15 protein-coding genes are annotated in these 21,939 nt (G+C 34.0%); 7 read left to right on the top strand and 8 right to left on the bottom strand.

Annotation, left to right across the window (positions count from 1 at the left end; genetic code table 11):
* Positions 1 to 45: 45 nt before the first annotated feature.
* A complete protein-coding gene (rpsL, locus tag E0I26_RS13555; protein WP_007136570.1) occupies positions 46 to 429 on the bottom strand; it encodes a 30S ribosomal protein S12 in 384 nt (127 codons plus the stop codon).
* Positions 430 to 682: 253 nt separating this feature from the next.
* On the opposite strand from rpsL, the gene E0I26_RS13550 reads away from it, so the two are divergent.
* The 4 genes from E0I26_RS13550 (at position 683) to rlmB (ending at position 8,101) form a co-directional block, all read left to right on the top strand.
* Positions 683 to 2,320 (top strand): BamA/TamA family outer membrane protein, encoded by a 1,638-nt coding sequence (locus E0I26_RS13550; protein WP_235831775.1) that lies wholly within the window; start codon positions 683 to 685, stop codon positions 2,318 to 2,320.
* 84 nt (positions 2,321 to 2,404) lie between these two features.
* The gene (locus tag E0I26_RS13545; protein ID WP_131917001.1) at positions 2,405 to 5,575 is read left to right on the top strand and encodes a SusC/RagA family TonB-linked outer membrane protein; all 3,171 of its coding nucleotides are present in this window, start codon (positions 2,405 to 2,407) and stop codon (positions 5,573 to 5,575) included.
* 10 nt (positions 5,576 to 5,585) lie between these two features.
* Complete coding sequence (locus tag E0I26_RS13540; RefSeq protein ID WP_131917000.1) at positions 5,586 to 7,247, top strand: SusD/RagB family nutrient-binding outer membrane lipoprotein; 1,662 nt, start codon at positions 5,586 to 5,588, stop codon at positions 7,245 to 7,247.
* A 119-nt stretch (positions 7,248 to 7,366) separates the two neighbouring features.
* On the top strand, positions 7,367 to 8,101 hold the full coding sequence (rlmB, locus tag E0I26_RS13535; protein ID WP_073210350.1) for a 23S rRNA (guanosine(2251)-2'-O)-methyltransferase RlmB: 735 nt from the start codon (positions 7,367 to 7,369) through the stop codon (positions 8,099 to 8,101).
* A gap of 62 nt (positions 8,102 to 8,163) precedes the next feature.
* On the opposite strand, the gene E0I26_RS13530 is transcribed toward rlmB, so the two are convergent.
* Positions 8,164 to 8,952 (bottom strand): rhomboid family intramembrane serine protease, encoded by a 789-nt coding sequence (locus E0I26_RS13530; protein ID WP_131916999.1) that lies wholly within the window; start codon positions 8,950 to 8,952, stop codon positions 8,164 to 8,166.
* 271 nt (positions 8,953 to 9,223) lie between these two features.
* Between E0I26_RS13530 and E0I26_RS13525 the strand changes: the two genes are divergently transcribed.
* Positions 9,224 to 10,501 carry a replication-associated recombination protein A gene (locus E0I26_RS13525; RefSeq protein WP_131916998.1) on the top strand — a complete coding sequence of 426 codons (1,278 nt, stop codon included), beginning with the start codon at positions 9,224 to 9,226 and terminating at the stop codon, positions 10,499 to 10,501.
* A 74-nt stretch (positions 10,502 to 10,575) separates the two neighbouring features.
* On the opposite strand, the gene E0I26_RS13520 is transcribed toward E0I26_RS13525, so the two are convergent.
* The 6 genes from E0I26_RS13520 to E0I26_RS13495 are packed head-to-tail and all read right to left on the bottom strand — an operon-like array spanning position 10,576 to position 15,314.
* The gene (locus E0I26_RS13520; protein ID WP_131916997.1) at positions 10,576 to 11,340 is read right to left on the bottom strand and encodes a hypothetical protein; all 765 of its coding nucleotides are present in this window, start codon (positions 11,338 to 11,340) and stop codon (positions 10,576 to 10,578) included.
* A gap of 2 nt (positions 11,341 to 11,342) precedes the next feature.
* Positions 11,343 to 12,032: a YjjG family noncanonical pyrimidine nucleotidase gene (locus tag E0I26_RS13515; RefSeq protein ID WP_131916996.1), complete on the bottom strand. Its 690-nt coding sequence runs from the start codon at positions 12,030 to 12,032 to the stop codon at positions 11,343 to 11,345.
* 8 nt (positions 12,033 to 12,040) lie between these two features.
* Positions 12,041 to 12,736 carry a RadC family protein gene (gene radC, locus E0I26_RS13510; RefSeq protein WP_131916995.1) on the bottom strand — a complete coding sequence of 232 codons (696 nt, stop codon included), beginning with the start codon at positions 12,734 to 12,736 and terminating at the stop codon, positions 12,041 to 12,043.
* A gap of 12 nt (positions 12,737 to 12,748) precedes the next feature.
* The gene (locus E0I26_RS13505) at positions 12,749 to 13,195 is read right to left on the bottom strand and encodes a GNAT family N-acetyltransferase (RefSeq protein ID WP_235831774.1); all 447 of its coding nucleotides are present in this window, start codon (positions 13,193 to 13,195) and stop codon (positions 12,749 to 12,751) included.
* Positions 13,196 to 13,214: 19 nt separating this feature from the next.
* On the bottom strand, positions 13,215 to 14,570 hold the full coding sequence (locus E0I26_RS13500; protein ID WP_131916993.1) for a UDP-N-acetylmuramate--L-alanine ligase: 1,356 nt from the start codon (positions 14,568 to 14,570) through the stop codon (positions 13,215 to 13,217).
* A gap of 36 nt (positions 14,571 to 14,606) precedes the next feature.
* Complete coding sequence (locus E0I26_RS13495; protein WP_131916992.1) at positions 14,607 to 15,314, bottom strand: tetratricopeptide repeat protein; 708 nt, start codon at positions 15,312 to 15,314, stop codon at positions 14,607 to 14,609.
* 131 nt (positions 15,315 to 15,445) lie between these two features.
* On the opposite strand from E0I26_RS13495, the gene E0I26_RS13490 reads away from it, so the two are divergent.
* Both E0I26_RS13490 and E0I26_RS13485 read left to right on the top strand, forming a co-directional pair.
* The gene (locus tag E0I26_RS13490; protein WP_131916991.1) at positions 15,446 to 21,697 is read left to right on the top strand and encodes an MG2 domain-containing protein; all 6,252 of its coding nucleotides are present in this window, start codon (positions 15,446 to 15,448) and stop codon (positions 21,695 to 21,697) included.
* On the top strand, positions 21,625 to 21,930 hold the full coding sequence (locus tag E0I26_RS13485; protein ID WP_165929454.1) for an alpha-2-macroglobulin family protein: 306 nt from the start codon (positions 21,625 to 21,627) through the stop codon (positions 21,928 to 21,930). The genes E0I26_RS13490 and E0I26_RS13485 overlap by 73 nt, the downstream gene beginning before the upstream one ends.
* Positions 21,931 to 21,939: the final 9 nt, after the last annotated feature.

The raw sequence follows: 21,939 nt of genomic DNA, 5'->3' as shown, positions 1-21,939 counted from the left end.
ACCCCTAACTCCTAACTCCTAACCTCTAACTCTTAACGTTTTAAATTACTTTTTTGCTTCTTTTGGGCGTTTCGCTCCGTACTTAGATCTTCTTTGCGTTCTTCCTGCTACTCCTGACGTATCAAGCGCACCACGAACGATGTGATATCTAACTCCTGGTAAATCTTTTACCCTTCCACCCCTAACTAATACTATCGAGTGCTCTTGTAAATTGTGTCCTTCACCAGGGATGTAAGCATTCACTTCATTACCATTTGTCAAACGTACACGCGCTACTTTACGCATTGCAGAGTTTGGTTTTTTTGGTGTTGTAGTGTAAACACGCGTACAAACCCCTCTTCTTTGAGGACAAGAATCTAAAGCAACCGATTTACTCTTCTTAGTTATCTGAGTTCTTCCTGTTCTTACTAATTGTTGAATTGTTGGCATAATTAATACTAAAAATTTCTTATTATATTAAATTCCCGCTTTTTACGGGGTTGCAAATGTAGAAAATATTTTTTACTCTACAAACGTTAATCTATTAATTTTCAATAAGATTATTTTATCATTTGATTTTTATCACAAACAATAGATATTTGCGTTACTTTTATTAAAAACACACACTCATTTGAAATCCACTTTTATTTTACTATTTCTTCTGAATTTTTGCCTTAATTGTTCTGCGCAAAATTTTCGATTATTGATAACCGGAAGCAATTCATTAGAAACAAAAACTATAGATTCTCTAAAATACAACACAGAACACAAAAACACAAAATCAATAAGCGAAGAGATAAACAAACTTTCGAAAAAACTATCCGAAATAGGCTATATAGATAATACCACACTTGAGTTTACTAAAAAAAAAGATTCCAGTTATGTCGCGAATTTTATATTAGGAAAAAAAATAAAATCAATACATATATATATAGGTACAAATAATCTATTTAACGACCCAGCAGACCCAGACATAAAAAAGGACACTTTAGCATTACCTTATATAGAAATTGATTCTTTTCTAAAACAAACCGTTCAAAAATTAGAACAAAACGGATTTGCATTAGCAAAATTAAAACTGATAAACCTTAAAAGAGTCGATACTGAAATTTACGCTGATTTAAAACTGGAATCAGACGAAAAAAGAACACTAAACTCCATCACAATAAATTACGCAGAAAACAACCGGTCAAACAAATTTCCCAGTGGACATTTAGCACAAATCAACAGAAAATATAAAAACAGCATTTTTAATCAAAAAATAGTAGGTGAAATTTATAATGATTTTGAAAAATTTGAATTTATTAGCCAAGTGAAATATCCCGAAATTTTACTTACAAAAGACACGACGAAAGTTTACGTATATCTTGAGAAAAAAAAATCTAATACTTTTGACGGCTTTATTGGATTTTCAAACAATGAAAATAAAAAAACAACCCTAAATGGCTACTTAGACGTGAGGCTAGAAAACATTTTAGGCTCAGGAGAACAATTATCTGTTTACTGGAAAAGCGACGGAAAAGATCAAAAAACATTTAACTCCAGCATTGAACTACCTTATTTACTCAAAACCCCAATAGGATTAAAAGCACAAATTCAATTATTCAGACAAGACAGCACTTTCCAGAACACAAAAACAGCAATTGACTTAAGCTACTTTACAAATTACAACACACGGTTTTATTTAGGATACCAAACTACAGAATCAAGCGATATTCAAAATTCATCCGACACTTCGATAAGCGATTTTAGCAATTCCTTTTTAACGTCCAGTTTTAATTATACAAAACTAGACTTAGCTAATTTTACATTTCCAATAAAATCAATTTTTTCAATAGCTGCCGGAACCGGAAAACGAGAAATTAACAATCAATCAGAAAATACCACGAAAAGCAATCAGTTTTTTTTAAATATTCAAGCCACTCATAACTTTAACCTGAATAAAAAGAATATAATCAATATAAATAGTCAGAATTATTATTTACAAAGCAACAAGTACATCATAAATGAACTTTTTCGTTTTGGAGGATTCAACAGCATAAGAGGCTTTACAGAAAATAGCTTACAAGCTTATTTTATGACCTCAATTCTTACAGAATATAGACACATACTCTCCCCTAATCTCTACATCCACTCCATTTTAGATTACTGTATCTACAAGAACAAATCTGGCATAGAACAAACAGACAACACTAAAAAACTTCTAGGCCTCGGACTGGGACTTGGACTACAAACAAAAAACGGCTTACTAAGACTTGCTATAGCAAATGGCAGCACCCAAAACCAACAAATAGAAATTTATAACACTATTATTCACATTTGTTATAATGTTAAATTTTAATCACAATGAAAATTAGCGTTTCATTTATTAGGAAAGTTAACAAATTATTAAGAGTTTTGTCACACTAATTCAAAATTTTTAAAAATGAAACTAAAGTTCAATGGGATCTTAGTATTACTAGTAGTACTTATGGCGCAACTAACCTTTGCGCAAGAAAGAGCTGTTTCAGGTGTTGTTTCTGATAATGCAGGATTGCCTTTACCAGGCGTGAGTGTATTAGTAAAAGGAACTAGATCAGGAACACAAACTGATTTTGACGGAAAATATTCCATCAAAGCAACGTCAAGCCAAGTCTTGATTTTTAGCTACATTGGGATGAAAACCCAAGAGATGGCTGCAACATCAACAAACCTTAATGTAAAACTGAAAGATGATTCAGTTGAATTGGAAGGGGTTGTAGTAACCGCATTGGGTATCAAGAAAAGACAAGATGAGATTACAGCTTCCAATCAAGTAGTTAAAGCTAAAGAGTTAACCCAAGCTGCAAGTCCTAATATTGTTCAATCATTAACTGGTAAGGTTTCTGGTTTGCAAATTAACACAACCAGTAACGGTGCTAATCCTACTACAAGAATCGTATTAAGAGGTAATCGCTCAATTACAGGTAATAACCAAGCTTTGGTAGTTATCGATAATGTTGTTTCTTCTGCTACTATCTTACAACAATTGCCCCCAGAAATAATTGAAACTGTTAATATTGTTAAAGGTATGCAAGGTGGTGCTTTGTATGGCGAACAGGGTGTTAATGGTGTAATTATTGTTACTACAAAAAAAGGTTCTAAAAATGAAAAACTTGCTGTTTCTGTGAATTCAGCAGTTGATTTCGAATCTGTTTCTTTTTTGCCAAAGAGACAAATGAAATATGGTCAAGGCTGGGCTTATGACCCAACATTCGATGATCTTAAAGGTCATACTCCATGGGAGAACGGCGCTTGGGGACCTGCATTTAGTGATCCTGCATATGCAGGCACTTTGCGAGCAACTGGTTTACCTCAAGCAGATGGTGAATTTTTAATGTTGCCATGGGCTCCTGTTAAAGATAATATTAAAGACTTTTTTAAAACAGGTACGGTTTATCAAAATGGTATTACGATGACTTCCGGTGGAGAGGATTCGTATGCTTTATTATCTATAAACAGACAACATACTGATTTTGTAGTTGAAGGAGATCAACTAAAAAGAAATAGTTTTATTTTTAAAGGAGGTAAGAAAATCGGTAAGTTTAGTTTGGACGGAAATGTGAACTATATTTCACAAAGTACCTCTCAAACTTCCCCAGAATTGTATTATGATTTATTGCAAACGGCACCGAACATTCCTATTAGTTTGTTTAATAATGAGGCTATAGAACACTCATGGAGTGTTTATGTAGACAATCCTTCTTGGGTTATTAAAAACAATCGTCAAGATAACAGATCCGATTTCTTTAATGGTATCGCGACACTTAATTACGAGATTAATAAAAACATCAATGTGAATTATGTTGGGAACATTCAAGTTCGTGGTACTGAAGCACAATCTCATATAAATGAATTCAGCGATTTTGACTATCCAGTAATTGATGATTCTTATCTTGGACTTGGTGGTAGCTCAATAGGTTCTGAGTACTATGCCAATCAAACAAAATCTAGAAATTTCTATGGCGATTTAATGATAAACTTCGACTATATGTTATCTGATGACGTAAGTTTTAAATTAAATGTTGGTAATAACATCCAAGATAATGCCTTTAGAATTACATCCCAAGGAGGTAAAAATCTGGATATTCCAGGATGGTATCATATAAATAACGTATTAAATCCTGATCCTGCCTACAAATTAGACAATCGTTATGTTGGTTCTAGAAAAATTGCCGGATTTGCAAATGTGGATTTTGGATATAAAAATTATTTGTTCTTAAACGCAACAGCAAGAATTGAAAAAAGTTCTGTAGTTAAAAACTCTTATTTTTATCCATCAGTGGGAGTTTCATTTATACCTACAAAAGCTTTTGAAGGAATAAAAGGAGACGTACTTAGTTATGCTAAAGTGTCGGCAAACATTACGCAAGTGGCGAGTACATCTGCTGTAGCGGCATATGCTACAGATGATATTGGTGTTTTCCCAATTGGATATCCATTTGGCAGCTTGAGTTCTTATATTACTAATACAAGACCTACAGATCAAAACATTCGTCCAGAATTTGTTACAACAGCTGAAGCATCTATAAATCTTGCTTTCTTCAATGACCGTATAACACTTGATGCTTCTGCATATCAATCTAAAACCAAAGATTTGATTACTTTTGCTACAACATCTTCAACAAGTGGTCTTGCTGCGTTTCAATATAATGCAGGGGACATGAAAACAACAGGTTTTGAAATTGATTTAGGTTTTACTCCTATTAAAACTAAAGACTTTACATGGACAGGTAGAGCAAGTTACACAACAAATAAATCTGTAATTGAATCTCTATCTGCTGGAGCTACCCAAGTTAACTTACAACAAACCGCTTCTATCGGAATTTTTGCCGAAGTAGGCGAAGAATTTCCATTGATCAAAGGGACATCTTATGTTAGAGATACAGAAGGTCATGTTATTGTTGATGCTACTACCGGAAATCCAATAAGAGATACAAATTTCAAAAAATTAGGTAAATCTACACCGGATTATATTTTAGGTTTTTCAAATTCGTTTGAATACAAAGGTCTAAAATTAACCGCTGTGATTGATTATAGAACTGGCCATCAAGTTTATGCGGAAAGTATCCGTGCGTTAGCCTTTGCAGGACACTTAGAAGAGTCAGGCGATATTGACCGTGAAGTAGGTTATGTATATCCAAATTCAGTTGTTGAATCGGCTCCAGGTTCAGGTGTTTATGTACCCAATACAAATGTTGTAGGGTATAATAATGCCAATAATGGTAGCCCAAATGTAGAAGGTATGATGATTGGTAATTATCCTGGTCTTATTGATTTTTATGGCGGAAATTATGTAACTACTGGTGAAAATTTAGTTATTGATGCAAGTGCTTTCAAAGTTAGAGAGCTAGCTTTAAGCTATAGTCTTCCTGTTAAATTTATTGAGAAAGCAGGTTTAACATCCTTGCGTTTTGGAATTAATGCTAGAAATCCTTTCGTTGTTTTAGCCAAAGAAAATAAAGGATACACAGATCCTGAAGCGTCTAATACCTCAGGTAACGGTACTGGTATTGCCAATGTGGGTCAATATCCTACAACAAGAACTGTTGGTTGCAGTCTTAATTTATCATTTTAATTAAATAGATATGAAAAAAATAAAATTTTTTATTCCGATTATAGCTTTAGCGCTATTTTCATGTAGCGATTATTTGGATATTAATGACAATCCAAATAACGTTCATTTTGAAAACGTTCCACCCCGTTTGATGTTGCCAGGGGCGATGACCAATACGTTTAGAACACAGGCGATAAATATGAATGAAATGGGTAACATTCTCATGAACACTTGGGCAGGGAATGTTAACTCGTATGCTTCACCGTATTCTAAACAGTATAAGCTGACAGTTGATAATACTTTTTACAATGCTATTTGGGATGGTTTATATCGTAGTGTTGGCAATTTTGATGTTATTATTAAATATCAAAATGTGGATCATCAACAAGATAATTTTGTAGCGATTTCTAAAATTATGAAAGCGCATTATTTACAATATATTGTTGATTTATATGGAAAAGCACCTTTTAGTCAGGCATTCTTAGGTCAGGCTAATTTATCCCCTGTATATGATGATGATTTTCAAATCTATAAGGATTTGATTACTGGTCTGGAAGAAGGAAGAGCTACCATTGCTAATCCAAATGTTAATGCAATTGATGCGGCTGGCGCAGATGTTATTTTTCATGGCGATAAAGACAAATGGGTTAGATTCGCAAATACTGTTGAGTTGAGAATGTTGATGAGGATGTCAAATACGACATCAGCAGCCGTTCAGACGTATAGAGATGCTAAATTAGCCTCTATCGCTGCCGGACCATTTGTAACTACTGATGTTACCATTAACCCTGGTTATGATGGCTCTACAGATGACAAACAAAATCCATTCTACGGAAACTTTGTTTTTAATACTAGTGCCGCTGCTACCGGACGTACACTTATTGTTGCATCGGGTCACATTGCCAGAATTTTAAATGGTGGTGTTGCCGTAATTGGCGGAGTTCCTACTGCTGAAACAAACCCTAATTATTCCAGATATGCTGGAGGAATTGACAGCAGAAGAGGTCGTATGTTTATGTTGGTTACACCAGTTTCAGGAGGGCCAAGTAACGTTTTTGGGGTTGTACAAGGGAATTCTCAAGGGGACACTCCAGGTCCTGGAACCTCTCGAGTTTCTAAAATTGGGGCTGGTGTTACGAATAGTATTTCAACGTCTAACTCATTAGCCTCCGCAGCAAACGCTGCAAGATCGGCAGCAGCTTCTGCTAAGCCAGGGATTGTAATGTTACAATCTGAAAGCTTGTTCTTGCAAGCGGAAGCCGCATTACGTTGGCCAGCATTATTTTCTGCTGCGCAAGGTAACTTTGAAGCTGGTATTACTTCTTCATTTGCGTTTTATAGCAATGCAGTGCCTACATCGCCAGCGTTAAATCCGGCAACCTATTTGACTTACATTTCAACTAAGCCAGGTGTAGGATGGCCTGCAAGTGCCACTTTCGATACTAAATTAGAAGCTATTATGTTCCAAAAATGGTTAGCTCTTACGCAAATTCACGGTTTGGAAAATTATATTGATTATATTAGAACGGGATATCCTTGGACACCACTGGCAAGTAGTGTAGAGCAACCAAATAAACCAAAACGTTTAATGTATCCTATTTCAGAGTTTGTTGCTAATTCAGGGAACGTCCCTCAATTGACAGACAGTGATTTGTTTAATGTTACTACTAAATCACCATTCTGGCTGCAATAATTTACAAGTTGTATCTTTCTCAAAAACCATCCCTTCATTAGGGGTGGTTTTTTTTATTCAAATATTTAATATTTAAAACCACCTCAATATTGGGGTGGTTTTTTTTATATCTTTGCGCCATGGAAAAAGAACATCAAATATTCGGGATTAGAGCAATAATTGAAGCTATACAAGCAGGCGCAACAGTAGACAAAGTCTATATTCAAAAGGAAGCGAGCAGCGAACTGATGAAAGACTTGATGAAAGTGATGAAGCGTGGTAATATTAATTTTTCTTATGTTCCTGTTGAAAAACTAAATAGATTGACTCCTAATAATCATCAAGGTGCTGTGGCGACTATCTCGCCTATTTCCTTTTTTGACTTAGAGTCTTTGATAGAATCGGTAATCGAAAATGGAAAAAAACCGTTGTTTTTGATTTTAGACCAAATATCAGATGCCCGTAATTTTGGTGCTATAATCAGAACTGCAGAATGTACTGGCGTTAATGGTATAATCGTTCAAAAAGCAGGCTCAGCTCCTGTTAATGGCGATACTGTAAAAACTTCAGCCGGAGCAGTTTTCAACATTCCAATTTGTAAAGTAGAACACATTAAGGACGCTATTTTTCTTTTGCAGGCAAGCGGTATAAAAACCGTAGCAGCTACCGAGAAAACAGATCAAAATATTTATGATATTAATCTAAACGAACCCGTTGCAATCATTATGGGGTCAGAAGATCGAGGTGTAAACCCATCAGTTCTTAAAATTGTTGATGAGAAGGCTAAACTTCCTATGTTTGGAACTATTGGTTCATTGAATGTATCAGTGGCTTGTGGTGCTTTTTTATATGAAGCGGTAAGACAGCGATCTTAGATTGTTGGACTTCTTAGATTTTTAGAATCTTACACGCTATAAACTCCTCACTGAAAGATGAATCAAGACTCCGGTTTTGATTCATTTTTTTTATTTACTACAATTTCATAACCTACAGGAAAATTGGAAGTATAATACGTTGAAAATTCCTGTCGCTCTTCGTTTTCTTCAATTTTTGGAATATTTACAAAATTTCCATTGGCATCGAAACGTTGCATAAATTTATCTTCTGAAGCATCAAAATCTGGGTGCTCCCAATCATACTTAATGACCTTTTTATACTCCGGAGTTTTATAAACTAACGAAAGAAAGAATCCCGTAAGTAATCCTCCCAAATGACCCTCCCAAGAAATAGATTTATTTCCCGTTATTTCAGAGCTAGGAAAAACATACCAAACCAATCCACCATACACAACTATTACGGCAAGTGACAATGCTACTAATCGATTGTATTTAGTTTGTATGCCTTTAAAAAAAACAAAACTAAAGAGGACATAAATTAATCCGCTTGCCCCTATGTGATAATTATCTCTACCAATAACCCAAGTAATAAATCCCGATATTAAAATTCCGTATCCAATAACTTTTATCGATTGGTCCGCATAAAAAAATTGCAGAGCTGCCAATAAAATTAGCAAAGGAATCGAATTATTATAAAGATGCTCCATATCAGCATGAATAAATGGGCTTAGAAAAACACCTTGTAAACCTGAAAAAGTTCTTGGATAAATACCATTTTTCACAAAGTCAAAATCAAATCGGATTTCGAGCCAAAAAACAAACCACAGGATTACCACAAAAAAAAGAGGCAGTCCAATAACTGAATTGGTAAATTTAAAATGCTTTTCCATGAATAGCGTGAAGTTTTATGTTCTAGTCTTAATTCAAAAACTTCTCCAAAAGCAATTTAATGCTATTTTGTCATATTTAAACTAAAAATGTTTTTTTTTAACGAATGCTTAGCCCAGATGGAAACGGTATCCTTTTATATCTCGTTTTTTCAACGAGATATAAAAGATATAGTGTACTGCTGGAAATAGCTCCAAATAAAAATAGTAATTTTACCAGAGTTATATTTTTGATTTATGATTAACGAATTCAGATTTCAGATTTAAAAAATAAATGGAAGCACCACTTGCAGAACGCATACGACCACAAAAATTAGAAGACTACATCAGTCAATCCCATCTCGTAGGGCCAAATGGCTCATTGACGCAACAAATTGCAAAAGGAATTATTCCGTCATTAATTTTTTGGGGACCACCCGGAACAGGAAAAACAACTTTGGCACAAATTATTGCACAAGAATCAAAACGACCATTTTATATTTTGAGTGCCATCAATTCGGGTGTCAAAGATATTCGTGACGTGATTGAAAAAGCGAAGCAAAGCGGTGGTTTATTTACTGCTAAAAATCCTATTTTATTCATCGATGAGATTCATCGTTTCAGCAAATCACAACAAGATTCCCTGCTGGCAGCAGTAGAAAAAGGTTGGATTACACTTATTGGCGCCACTACAGAAAATCCCAGTTTTGAAGTTATTCCTGCATTACTATCCCGTTGTCAGGTTTATATTTTGAATGCTTTTACCAAACAAGATTTGGAATCTCTGCTGGAACGCGCTATGAAGACGGACACTTATTTGTCTACAAAAAATATTATTTTAAGCGAAACAGAAGCCCTACTAAGACTTTCCGGCGGTGACGGACGCAAACTATTAAATATTTTTGAACTTGTTGTAAATGCGTCTAATGAAGACGAAATTTTAATCACTAATGATCGTGTTTTCGCTTTGGTGCAGCAAAATACCGTTTTGTATGACAAAACTGGCGAACAACATTATGACATAGTTTCTGCTTTTATAAAATCAATTCGGGGAAGTGATCCTAATGGTGCTGTATATTGGCTAGCCCGAATGATTGAAGGCGGTGAAGATGTAAAGTTTATTGCTCGACGCATGCTTATTCTAAGTAGTGAAGATATAGGAAATGCTAATCCAACTGCTTTTATCATGGCTAATAATACTTTTCAGGCTGTTGCTACAATTGGATATCCTGAAAGTAGAATTATTTTGAGCCAGTGCGCCGTTTACCTCGCAACTTCTCCAAAGAGTAACGCTTCTTATTTAGCAATTGGAACGGCTCAACAACTTGTGAAACAAACGGGGGATTTACCGGTTCCTATTCACTTACGCAATGCACCAACAAAATTAATGAAAGAATTAGGCTATGGTGAAGAATACAAATATTCACACGATTATACCAATAATTTTGCTGAACAAGAATTTTTACCTGAAGCATTAAGCAAGACACCAATATATACTCCAGGAAACAACTCCAGAGAAAATAGCATTAGGGAATTTCTAAAAAACCGTTGGAAAGATAAATACGGGTATTAAATCCCATAAAAAAAAGTCTTGAAAAATCAAGACTTTTTTTTATGGGACTATTTTCGATAGCAGATTTCTGAAGGCTAAAATTTAACGGCTACTTTTTCAGAAATTAATTTATCGTTTTGATAATATTCAAAATACCACTGATTGTCTTTTAGAATTAATGACCCTTGAACCGTGTCTTTAATTGCGATAAAGGAATTCGGCTGAGAGGTTTTTAATAACTTCATAATAACTTTTGGCGTGCTATCGATTAATTGAAAACCAGTAGCCGTAGGTTGTGCATAAAGCAAATTAGAATCTGCAATTACAGTATTAACTACAACGGACTCACTTACCACATTCGCAACTACAGCAACAGGTGCCGACATCGGTTTAACAACTTCCGGTTGTATCGCAGTCTGAACTTTCGCAGTCGCACTTCCGTTGTATTTATATTTCAACTCATAAAGAGACCGGAAGGCTTCGTTCAATGCTTCGGTATAAGCGACTTGATACTCCTTTTCCTTACTTTTTCCAGTTATGGATTGGAAAATTATTTTGCCATAACAATCCTTCAGCGTTATAAAAAGCTTAGTTGTCAAAAAACCACTTTCTTTTACCACATCAATATATAATAAACTACATCTGTCATTATATTCACTGGCCATAGTTTCACTGGCATAGAATGACACAAAACCCGCTTTATTTAGATTAAACTTAGTCATTGTTGTCAATCGATACTGATTTTCGCTTTTAAGGAAATCGTATTTTACTGGAATTATTACAGCTTTGTAATCGTTTACAGATTGAGAGTAGGAATAACTGACAACCAATAGTAACAAGAATAGGAATTGTTTTTTCATCTTTATAAATATTTTTTAAGTTCTAATAAATGATTAATTTGTTTAATATGTTGTTCAACCTGTATTTTACTTTCATTAAAAAAAATAGCATCTAATCCGGAGTCAAGAGCACCCTGAACATCTGCATCTAAGCTATCCCCTATCATGATGCTGTTCTCTTTTTTGGCTTTGGCCAAATCTAAAGCATAATCAAAAATAATGGGATTTGGTTTTTTTACTCCGGCCATTTCAGAATTTGTAATGGTTTGAAAATAACTCCCAATGTTAGAATTATTTATTTTTTTGTATTGAACCTCGGCAAATCCATTAGTAATTATATGGAGATTATATTTTTGATTCAAATAGTCTAACACTTCAATTGTTCCATCAAAAAGATGATTATTTTCGGGTAAAAAACGAATATAATCATTTGCTATAGTATTAATTTCTTCATCAGAAATTGAATAATCAAGAGCATCGAAAGAATACTTCAGTCTATTATAACGCAATTCTGCATGCGTGATTTTATCATATTGATATAGCTTCCAACATTCTTGGTTTATCGGCACATATTTTTCAATAAATACTTTAGTCTCAATTGCGGGATGACTTTTATTAAAAATAGTCTCAAATGTCAATTCTGAATTTTTATCAAAATCCCAAAGTGTATGATCTAAATCAAAGAAAACATCCGTTATTATAGTATGCTTCATTTTATGTTTTAAAATATTCCTTCATCAACAAAACTAAAATAGTTCTTTTCAGTCACAATCAAATGATCTAAAACTTTTATTTCTAAACTATCGCCTGCCAATTTTAATTTTTTTGTAATCTGTTTGTCTGCATCACTTGGAATCAAAGTTCCCGAAGGATGATTATGACACAGAATTAATCCTGTCGCACCCATTTCAAGTGCCGTCTTGAAAACGATGCGAACATCTACTAAAGTTCCGGTGATTCCGCCTTTACTCAACTGGGATTTCGAAATCACCTTATTCGAATTATTCATGTAAATAATCCAAAATTCCTCGTGTGGCAATTCCCCAATAATAGGTTGCATGATTTCGAAAATTATTTTACTGGAAGTAACTTTCTTTAACTCCACTGCATCTTCTGCCCTTCTTCGTCTTCCTAATTCTAAAGCAGCAATAATGGAAATTGCTTTCGCCTCCCCTATTCCTTTGAAATTCATTAATTGTGAAATGGACAATTTCCCTAACGCATTCAAATTATTCTCTACGCTTGCTAAAATCCTTTTACTCAAATCAACCGCTGATTCGTTTCTGCTTCCTGAACCTATCAAAATGGCAATCAATTCTGCGTCACTTAAAACACTTTTGCCTTTCAGCATTAGTTTTTCACGTGGCTTATCATCTTCGGACCAATTCGTTATAGGAAAAAAGGAGTTTTCAGCCATTCTTTTTGTTCTTTAAATTTGTTTCCGCATGCAAATACTATTTTCTAAACCCACATAAGGCTCGTAATTTTCAACTATACTATATCCCGCTTTTTCGTATAAAGCGATGGCTTCCTTTTGTTTGTGTAATGTTTCCAAAACAGAAAACGAATACCCTAAATCATGTGCCCAAAGTTCTAATTCACGTAAAATATTTTGAGCTAAGCCCATTCCTCGAGCTTCAGGAGAAACAAACATACGCTTTATTTCAATTGCATTTTTATCGTATTTTTTAAAACAACCACAAGCCACTGCTTTGTCCTCCAAATAAATAATAACAACATTCGGATTTAATTCCAAAATATTATTACCCCAATAATTTGTTTTTAATTCCGGATAACGCTCCCACAAACTTTTATCTAGTGCAGCAATGAGATTGACAAAATCTGGATTTTCACTCGTAGTTTTAGAAATTTTCATAGCGCCATTCATATAATTATTATTTCACCAATTCCTTTACTTCATCAAAGTTTAATCCACCATAATTACCGGAACTCATCAACAACAAAGCAGAATTTTCAAGATTCAAGTTGAATAAATAGTCTTTGAAATCTTTTGGATTGGTATAAATAATTAAATCTTCACGATTAAAAGATTTAGCAATTTGTTCGTACGTAACTTCTTCAAGCTGTTTGATTTTTACTGCATCGGGCGAATAGAAAACTACCGCTTTATCGGCATATTCTAATGCGCCTTCATATTCTTTCAGGAATTCAGCATTCAAACTGCTATAGGTATGCAATTCTAAACAAGCCACCAAAGTTCTGTTTGGATATTGCTCTTTCACCGCTTTTGTAGTTGCAGCAACTTTACTAGGTGAATGGGCAAAATCTTTATAGGCAACTTTTGTTTTGCTTTCAGCGATTTTTTCCAATCGTTTTGAAGCGCCTTTGAAACTGGCAATAGCTTCATAAAAATCAGCTTCATCAACTCCCATATTTTGGCAAATCCATTTGGCTCCAGCCAAATTATTAAGATTATGCGCTCCAAAAACTTCAATCGGCATATCACCTTCGGGAGTTTCTAGAAGCGTCACACCGTCACTAACGGTATATTTTGGAGTATGATAGGCTAGTTTTCGAATTGGGTTAGTAGCAGCTTCGGACACTCTTTTTACTTCAGCATCGTCTTCGTTATAAACGAGAATCCCACCATTAGTAATTTTACCAATAAAAATTTCAAACTGTTCTACATAATTCTCATACGTTGGAAAAACATTAATATGATCCCACGCAATCCCTGAAATCAATGCGATATTGGGTTGATACAAATGAAATTTGGGTCTTCGGTCAATTGGCGAAGACAAATATTCATCCCCTTCCAAAACGATAAAGTCATTCTCTTCAGTGAGATGCACCATCGTATCGAAACCTTCCAATTGTGCGCCAACCATATAATCTACTGCTATATCATGGTAATGCATCACATGTAAAATCATAGAAGTTATCGTCGTTTTTCCATGAGAACCGCCAATGACAACACGTGTTTTGTTTTTGGATTGTTCGTAAAGAAATTCAGGATAAGAGTATATTTTCAACCCTAATTCTTGTGCTTTTAATAATTCAGGATTATCAGCTTTTGCATGCATCCCAAGAATTACCGCTTCAATAGCTGATGTTATTTTTTCAGGAAACCAACCTAATGCTGGAGGTAAAATCCCTTTTTTGTCTAATCTTGATTTTGATGGTTCAAAAATAGCATCGTCACTTCCTGTAACTTGATATCCTTTGTTGTGTAGTGCTAAAGCCAGATTGTGCATGGCGCTTCCGCCAATAGCTATAAAATGTGTACGCATTCTAATTATTTTGGTTTAAGGTTGTTGTATTCAAGATCAATTAAATTTCCCCTGAACTTTATTGTTATATGATTCTAAGACTGTTTTTGCTTTTTCAGGCTCTCTCATTTTGTTCTTGTACAAGCTAGCTAACTTTTGATAACTTGTTTTTGAACCTCCTGCAAGTATAGCTTTTCTATACTGTTGTTCCGCAACTCTATATCTTTTAAAATATTCCTCAATATGACCTCTTGACAAATAACCGTCAACTGGAGACAATCGCAATAATTCATTTGAATATTTGATGGCTTTAGACTCACTCCCGCCTACAATTCCCGGCATCTGAATGTATATTTCTATCAATGCCCAACGGGATTCAATGTGTTTTGGATTAAGGCTTATGGCTTTTTCAAAAGAGCCTTTGACTTCATCAATCATTCCAAGCGCCTTAAATTTATTAGATTCTTTGGCTTTCATCCCTAAAGCGCCACCATATTTATAATGATAATTAGCCTCTGATGGTTTTAAAACTTTCAGCTTTTTGTAATAAATAATCGCTTTATCCCATGATTTATAATAACCCGCAATATCTCCTAAATATTCTATTGTTTTCAAATCTGAAGAATTTGTTTTCAATACAGATTCAAAAATGGACTCCGCCTGATCTATTTTATCAGCCTTATATAGTTTTTCTGCTTTGTCAAAATCAGATTGAGCCCACATCATCACTGGTAGAAATAAAAATAAATAAAGAATCTGTTTCATTGTTCAAAAATAAGGAAATATGAGAAGTAAGATTTGTTTTTAAGCAAAAATTAGTAATTTCGTAGGAAATATTTTCTAATCTCATTTTAACCTCTATTGAGAATATTTTTTTACTATTTTAAAACCACCCTATGAGACCTATTTTTTTAGTACTTTTTTTTATTTCTACTTCCCTATTTGCGCAACAATATGATAAAAACTGGATCAAAGTAATTGAATATGAAAATAATGGAAAAATAAAATCAGCCAACGAAGTTGTTTCTAGAATACATCAAAAAGCAGTTCGTGATAAAAATGAAGTACAAATCATCAAGTGCTTTTTTTATGAGTCAAAATATTTGCAAGTGGTTGACGAAAATGCACAAACCAAAATCATAAACAATTTAAAAACGAAAATTAATCGAGCCTCTGTTCCTTCAAAAGCAATTTTGAATTTGGTTTATGCGAAATGTTTGATCGATTATCAAAAGCAAAATTCCTATTTAATATACAACAGAACCAATACTGTAAGTTTTGATGATGAATTTTTAACTTGGACTTCGAAAGACTTTTTGGACCAGATAAATAGCGCTTTAGAGAAGACAATACTAAACGAAGCGATATTAAAAGAAACATCATTGAGCAATTACCTTCCTATTTTCGATTTTATTGATGAAGAAAAAATAAAAAAATATAATCTATTTAACTATTTACTAAAAGAAAACATTGCGTTACATACTCCGCAGATTAAGCAATGGGAAATTCAAAAAAAGGAATTCTTACCCTATGAAAAAGAACTTTTAGGAAAATCAGAATTCTTTTTAAAACTAAATTTTGATTTTGTCAAAAATGAAAAACTAAAAAAAGTGCTTGAATTGTATCAAAAACAGGAAATCAACACTCCTGATTTAGAAAACCAATTCGACAGAATTCAATTTTGCAGTACCAATTTGCTTGAGTCCAATGATGCTTTTATGAAGTCATTAAATCTTCTCCAAAAAGAATCCAAAGACATTATTTTGACCCAAAACATTCAATTGGAAAAAGCGATTATTCTGAACGCGCAAGCCTCAAAAGAAACACATCCTGATTACAACATTCAAGCTATTGCAACACTTGACAGTATTATCAGTATGAACAACCGTTCTAATGCACACAAACTGGCATTACAAAAGAAACAAAATATTAGTTCAAAATCACTAAATATTCAACTTCAAAAATTCAGTTATACCGATGAAAACACAAGAGCTTTTGTTCAATACAAAAACTTAACTCACCTTTCGATTTCTTTCTTCAAAATCGATCAAAACACGACAAAAGACTTCCGAAATTCCCCTTATAACAAAGACAGTTTAGTAACAGCAATTATTAAAAACAAAAAAGCAATTGCTTCAAAAAACTATGAACTGCAAGACAAAAAAAATTATTTTGAATATAGCACTGAAGTACTTTTACCGCAATTAAAAACAGGCAGTTATTTAGTATATTTTGAAAGTGATTCAGATATCAAAAACACAAAAGCATTTGCTTACGAAACCATTACAATTTCAAATATCACTGTTCTAGCTTCAGAAAACGATAAGAAAGGAATTTATCAGGTGTTAGACAGAAAAACTGGAAAACCTTTAGAAGATGTTTCGATAGAATTATTAAATCAAACCATTATAACCGGCAAAAACGGCGCAGCAAAGTATCTCAAAGAAAATAACAACCGCAATTATAGCCTTATTGAATTTACAACAGAAAACGATTCTCTGCTACTAAACAATCGTTACTCCTATTATTATAATGATTACGCGACTATAGAAAACAAGAAAGCTAAAGGCAAAGTCGAATTTTATTTAGACCGCGCCATTTATCGCCCGGGACAAACGGTTTACTACAAAGGCGTTGCTTTTCGTAAAGAACAAGACAAAACGAGTGTTGTTGCAAAAACTACTTTCAAAATTACAATTCAAGACCCAAATGGTACTATTTTCAAAGAATTTGATGCGGTTACAAATGAATACGGCTCATTTTCCGGAGAATTTATGCTCCCTAAAAGTGAATTGACAGGAAATTTTAGAATAACAGCTGATGAACCCGATGATAATGAAAAAGATTTTATTTTTGTCAAAACAAAAGACGAACACCCTTTTTGGGACAATGTAAATTATGACAATTCTGAAATATCTTTTAGAGTTGAAGAATACAAACGCCCGAAATTTGAAGTAAGCTTTGAGCCTGTAAAAAAAGCGTATCACGTCAACCAAAATGTCAATATTACCGGACTGGCTAAAGCTTTTGCAGGAAGCAACATTTCCGATGCAAAAGTAGAATACAAAGTCATACTCATACCTTACACATTAAACAACGGCTACTATTACAACCAAAACGGCAAATCAGAAAATATTTTAGTTGGCGAAACCAAAACGGATTCTTCGGGAAAATTCGAAATAAATTTCATTGCCAAACCTTTTGAAAATGCGACTAAAGAACATTTACCCGTTTTTGAATACCGTATCATAGCCTCCGTTACCGACATTAATGGCGAAACGCACCAAACCCAAACAACTGTAAGGATTGGTTACCATTCTTTGACACTTTCCACCACTATTCCGCGCCGAATTGAAACAAAAAATAGAAATGAAATTACACTGACAAGCACCAATCTGAATGGAGAATTTTTAGCCACTAAAGGCGAAATCAAACTCTACTATGTAAGTCCTTTTTCGAACAAATTCAAATCTAGAGTTTTTCAACAACCAGAAATAGAAACCATTTCAAAAGAAGATTTTGAGCGATTGTTCCCTTACGAAGACAACGAGAAACCAAATGTTGTAAAACCAACTGAAACTCTGGTTTTTTCTAAAAAAATAGATACTGAAAAAGACAAAAAATTAGTTTTGGATTTCATTTCCAAGTACAAATCGGGGAACTACAAGGTAGTCTTTTCCTCCAAAGACGCTTTTGAAAATCCAATTGAAACCATTTCTAATTTTCAATTGATACAGAGCAAAGACAAAATCGATTCGAGTAAATTATTTGTCACAGAACAAATCAATATTGATGCTAAAAAAGATGGTTTTGTTTTAGTAAAATTAACTTCGGTTATTCCTGAACTTTACATCAACGCTACCGGAAATTACCAAAGTTTCCTTTATTTTGAGAATACTTTTCACTTACAAAATAATGAAGCTATTGTAAAAATTCCGCTAAAAAAAGAATTTGAAAAAAGAATAAAAATTGGTTTTGAAAGTGTATTTGAAAATCAAACTTTTAACGATGAAATAGAAGTACTTCTCAAAGTCGAAGAACCCGAATTAGAATTTACCGTAGAAAGTTTCAGAAACAAAATACAACCCGGAAGCACTGAAAATTGGTCGTTTCAATTAAAAACATCTAACACTACAAAAGAAGCCGAAGTTTTGGCCTCCATGTATGACAGTTCTCTAGATCAGTTTACCAAGAGAGATTGGAGTAGATTGACATTCAATGATTACAATTATAACTCTCCGAACTTCAAAACAAGTTTAGGGTTTGATAAAACATACAATTCTATCCGAAATCTGAATCCAATTTTAAATCGAATCGAACTTAATGATGAAAACACCCAATTAATGTGGTTTGGATTCAACTTCAATGATTCTTTCACGACACAGCAACTAAAAGAATATCAAAAACAGCTAAACAATAAAAGTAAAAAACCGCTGAATGCAAAAATGATTTCAGGAATTGTTTTCTACGGAGAAGAGCCATTTACTGGCGTAAATGTTAGTGTAAATGGAATTCAACGTAGCACTCAAACTGATTTTGATGGCTATTATCAAATAGAAGCTGCTCTTGGAGAAGAATTAAGTTTCTCTCATATTGGATCTGAAACCAAAAAAATTACAGTTAACTCTACTACAATAGATGTTCAGTTAGAGGAATCTGGTAATAGTTTAGAAGAAGTAGTTGTTGTGGGGTATGGGAGTGTAAAAAAGAAATATTTAACTGCGGCTGTACCAATAGTTCTTGAAGAAGCAGATAATCAAATTTACAATACTGCAGGAATAGATATAAAATTAGAGGGGAAAGCGGGTGGTATTACAATTAGAGGAAACTCAAGTATTTCAGGGAATTACACAAACGCATTATATATAGTTGATGGTGTACCAATAACGGTAGAGCAAATGAAATTAATTTCTCCTTCAGATATTATTTCTGTTGATGTTATAAAAGGCGACAAAGCCACGGCTTTATACGGAAACAAAGGAGCAAATGGCGTCATCATTATCACAACCAAAAAAGCCCTTGAAGCATTAACGCAAGTAAAAGCCAGAAAAAATTTATCTGAAACCGCTTTCTTTTATCCGAATCTAAAAACAGATTCAAAAGGAAAAGTGAGTTTTAGTTTTACTTCGCCGGAAGCATTAACGGCCTGGAAACTTCGATTGTTGGCTCATAATAAAGAGACTGTTACCGGTTATTTGGAAAAAAGTATTGCCACTCAAAAGGAACTTATGATTCTTCCTAATTTCCCTCGCTTTTTCAGAGAAAAAGATACGATTGTTATCGCTACAAAAATTTCAAATATTACGAACGAAGCCAAAACAGGAATTGCTGTCTTACAACTGTTTGATGCAACAACAATGGAAGCTATAGATATAAAAACCTTGAATGTAAAAAACGTCAAGAACTTTACCGTAGGCGCTCTTGGAAACACAACCGCAAGTTGGACCATTACAATTCCTGAAGGTTTACAAGGTATTCAATATAAAATTTCAGCCAAATCCGGCAACTATTCGGATGGAGAAGAAAATATTTTACCCGTTTTAACGAACAACATTTTGGTAACGGAAAGTATTCCAATTTGGGTTCGAGAAAACACCAAAAAAGAATATACTTTTGACAATTTAAAGAATAATTCTTCCACTACGTTACGCAATCATCAATTCACATTGGAATACACTTCGAATCCTTCGTGGATTGCAATACAATCGTTACCGTATTTAATGGAATACGAACACGAATGTGCCGAACAAACTTTTGCGCGCTTTTATGCCAATGCTTTGGCTTCAGAAATTATTTCGAGTAATCCAAAAATCGCCACGGTTTTTGAAACATGGAGAACAAACGGAAAATTAAACTCCAAACTGGAAGAAAACGAGGAATTAAAATCGATAATCCTTGCCGAAACACCTTGGCTGAATGATGCCCAAAGTGAAGACGAAAAGAAGAAAAATCTAGCATTGCTTTTTGATTTAGAAAAAATGAAAAATGCACAGGAAGCTACTTTCAAGAAGTTAAAACAAAAGCAAAATGCTTCGGGAGGATTCCCTTGGTTTGATGGAAGTGACGAAAACGAATACATTACCAGACATATCTTGGCAGGTTTGGGTCATTTGGCTAAACTTAATAAAAGCAAAAACACTACAGACAAAATAGCCGAAATCTCAAAAAAAGGAATTCCATTCCTGGATCGAAAATTTCTAGAAAATCATAAAAAAACAATTGAAAACGGAGCAAATTTAGAAAAAATAATTTGGCCGAATCCAAACTCTGACCTGCATTATTTTTATACCCGAAGCTTTTATTTAGAAAATTATCCACTTACGGATACGTTAAAAAAAGTTACGCAACGTTATTTAGAAACTGCAAAAGAAAATTGGTTGTCTTATTCTCTTTACGAAAAAGGATTGGCCGCATTGACTTTACACCGTTTTGGAGAATCGGCTGCAGCCAAAAAAATTCTGATAAGTTTAAAAGAAACAGCCTCCAACAATGAAGATTGGGGTATGTATTGGATTACCAATAAAGCAGGTTGGTATTGGCATCAGGCCCCAATAGAAACTCAATCGTTACTTATTGAAGCTTTCGCTGAAATCGATTCAGACACGAAATCAGTGGATGCCATGAAAGTTTGGTTGTTAAAAAACAAACAAACTAAAAACTGGCCTACTACAAAAGCGACCACCGAGGCCGTTTACGCTTTACTGATGCAGGGCAGCGATTGGTTGAGCGTGAAAGACAATACCGTAATCAGAATAGGAGATGAAAAAATAGTGACAAAAAAGCTATCTGAAAATGAAAAAGAAGCCGAGACGGGTTACCTAAAACTAAACTGGAAACCAAATGAAATTAAAAAAGAAATGGCAACAATTATCATAGAAAACAAATCGAAAGTTCCAGGTTTTGGCGGTGTTTATTGGCAATATTTTGAATATTTGGATAAAATCAAAACCAATTCAGAATCTGTTTTATCCGTTTCTAAGGAATTGTATGTAAAGAAAAGCACTGACAAAGGCGATGAACTTCAAAAAATAGCACCTACAAATCCGCTAAAAATTGGTGATTTAGTAACCGTACGATTGATTATTGCGGCAAAAGAAAACATGGAATTTATTCATCTCAAAGACGCGCTTCCTGTTTTGAACCCGTAAATGTACTATCAGAATACAAATACAAAGGCGGGTTGAGTTTTTACAGCAGTACAAAAGATGCTGCGACACACTTCTTTTTTGATCAGATAAACAAAGGAACTTATGTTTTAGAATATGACATTCGGGTAAATAACACTGGAGATTTCTCTAATGGGATTTCGACTATTCAGAGTATGTATGCTCCTGAATTCACGAGTCATACCAAAGGAATTCGAGTGAAGACTACAGAGTAATAGAACTAA

The sequence above is a fragment of the Flavobacterium rhamnosiphilum genome, assembly GCF_004349195.1.
GTDB lineage: Bacteria > Bacteroidota > Bacteroidia > Flavobacteriales > Flavobacteriaceae > Flavobacterium > Flavobacterium rhamnosiphilum.
This window is presented reverse-complemented; position numbering and strand designations above follow the sequence as displayed.